Source organism: Mesorhizobium delmotii, assembly GCF_900149755.1.
Taxonomy (GTDB): Bacteria; Pseudomonadota; Alphaproteobacteria; order Rhizobiales; family Rhizobiaceae; genus Mesorhizobium; species Mesorhizobium delmotii.
Window position 1 is genome coordinate 256 of record NZ_FUIG01000077.1, and the last position, 2,257, is coordinate 2,512.

Annotated in this window: 1 protein-coding gene and 2 pseudogenes; 2 read left to right on the forward strand and 1 reads right to left on the reverse strand. The window is 66.9% G+C overall.

From position 1 onward, the window contains the following. Positions 1-338 (forward strand): M81 family metallopeptidase (locus tag BQ8482_RS38840; protein ID WP_208867948.1); only part of this gene is annotated, 338 nt, incomplete at its 5' end. Between the two features lie 336 nt (positions 339-674). Here the strand turns inward: BQ8482_RS38840 and BQ8482_RS33910 are convergent. Beyond that, positions 675-1,807 (reverse strand): annotated as a pseudogene (locus tag BQ8482_RS33910) (IS110 family RNA-guided transposase). A 69-nt stretch (positions 1,808-1,876) separates the two neighbouring features. On the opposite strand from BQ8482_RS33910, the pseudogene BQ8482_RS33915 reads away from it, so the two are divergent. Then, positions 1,877-2,257 (forward strand): annotated as a pseudogene (locus BQ8482_RS33915) (M81 family metallopeptidase); the annotation flags it as partial.

Below are 2,257 nucleotides of genomic sequence, written 5' to 3' on the forward strand. Positions count from 1 at the left end.
GCGCTTTTGAGCTGCTCAACCTGCAGTGTGCGATGGTCGCTGAGGGCTGCGAGGACGCAGAAGGCGAGATCCTCGTCCGGTTGCGCGCGATCCTCGGGCCCGACGCGCCAATCGTCGTCACGCTCGACCTGCACGCCAACGTGACCGAGAAGATGGCGGCGAACGCGTCGGCGCTTATTGCCGTGCGCACCTATCCTCATATCGACTTGTATGAGGCGATGATTGTCAAGCTTGCTCCTGGTTCGTTTCCTCATCCCTCGTGCCGACCTGTTTCGAACTGGCCGCCGCGCGCAGTGACGGTCAAGGGTGTGGGCCATCGCGAAGCGACTTGTCCTTGACGGTCACGAGCACGGGCGGCAGGCTTCGCCGGGTCGGGTGAGCCGTTTCCGGTGGGGCCAAATGCCGACGACAGATTTCCGAGGCGAGCTCGCCATGAGCCGGGCGCGAAGATCGCGCGGCAGACTTGCATGCGGTAGATCGCAGTGGATCTGACCATGATGCAGCATGCGCATCGGTGTCGAAGCTCCGGGGCGGCGGGGCCCATTCTACGTCGGCGGTCCGAAGGACCATGTGTAGCTTCGGGTTGCCGCCACCTCGGATCGTCATCGGCAGACCCTGCTGCGGGCCTTGCCAATTGGGGTGTGCCTTGTTCTCCCTCTTCCCACGTGCCTCCATCACGGCGCACGCACGATGACGCCCTGCGGCACCTCGCCCGCGGTGACGAAACGCCACAGCGCAATCAGCAGCTTGCGCGCCAGCGCAACGATCATCGTCTTGCGCGTCGTTTTTGCGGCCGTCGGTCGTGCGTGCCTGGAACCATCGGGCGAGGTCGCTGTCCTTCTGGAAGCGCAGGAACCGCCAGGCCAGTTGGATTATGCCGCGCCGCACGCGGGCATTGCCGGCGCGCGCCAGCCCTTTCTCGCGGCGGCGCTTGCCGCTCTCGTCCGGCGACCCCGTGAGGCCGGCATAGCGCGCCACGGCGCGGCGGTCGCGCAGCTTGCGCGACAGCATCTCGTGGACCAGCATGTCGGCCGTCTCGACGCCGATGCCGATGATCCGCGCGAGCAGGCGAACCATCGCGTGCGGGCCGTTCGCCGCAGCCGGAGCCGCCGCCAGCCGGCGCAGGCGCTCCTGTTCGATGGCGCGGATCTGCGCGCGCACGAGGTTGAGCCGCTCAAGGAAGCGGTAGAGCTCGGCGCGGGTGTTGTCCGGCAGCGGCGTTCCCTCCGCCGTTCGGATGCTCTCCAGCCTGTCCGCGGCCTGGCGCAGGCTCAGCCGGAAGCTGCGGATGCCGAAGCGGGCGAGGATCGCCTTGATGCGGTTGATGAGCCGCGTCTGCTCGCCGACCAGGGTCCCCCGCTCGCGGTTCGGCCGCCGCGCGTCCTCCTCTTCGAGCGTCGGGATCGCAGCCATGGAGCAATGGCGTTTCTCGCCGCGCAGCCAGCCGAGAAAAGCGCGCATCAGAAGCTCGGTATCGAGGCGATCGGTCTCGAGGGATGGATGGCATAGGCCTCGATGCCGTGCGCCCGCAACCAGCGCGCCAGCCAGAAGCCGTCGCCGGCCGCCTCATAGGCGACGGCGATCCGCTGGACCGTGTGCCCGGCCCGGCCGGCTTCGTCGCGCCAGTGCTGCAGCAGCTTCAACAGTGCTGGCGCGTCGGCATCGATCTTCTTGAGGGGCTGGCGCTTGAGACCTGGAACAAGCGCGGCGACGAGCCACTTCGCCTTGCTCATTTCGATGACGGCGATGATCGTGTTACCCGTTCGAGAGCGGCAAGGGACCGGCTCGCGTCAAAAGATTGCGACATGGGACGCCTCCTTCTGATGATGCTTGAAACAGCGAAGGATGCCACACCCTCGCCGCTCGCCAACGCGCCTGGCAGGGGGCCGCGCTGCTCGATCGCGCCCTTCGCGGCCAGATCCGTCCGCGCACCGTCATCGCCAAACGCCCAATGCTGCGCGGTCTCGATTACGGGCGCACCCAGAGCGGCCCGATGCGCGAGCTGATTGATCGCGGCGATGCGCTGGAAGACTCTGGCAAGGCGCTCGTGGTCAGCGTCTGCGCCGGTTTTTCTCAGAGTGACATTTACGACGCCGGGCCCAGCGTCACCGTTACCGCCGATGGCGACACCACCGAGGCGCAGCGCATCGCCGAGGACTTTATGGATTATGCGTGGGAGACACGCGCGTTTGTCTCCGCCCAAGACACTTCTATCAGCATCGGCGAGGCGGTGGAACGCGCCAAAGCCGGCGAGGCG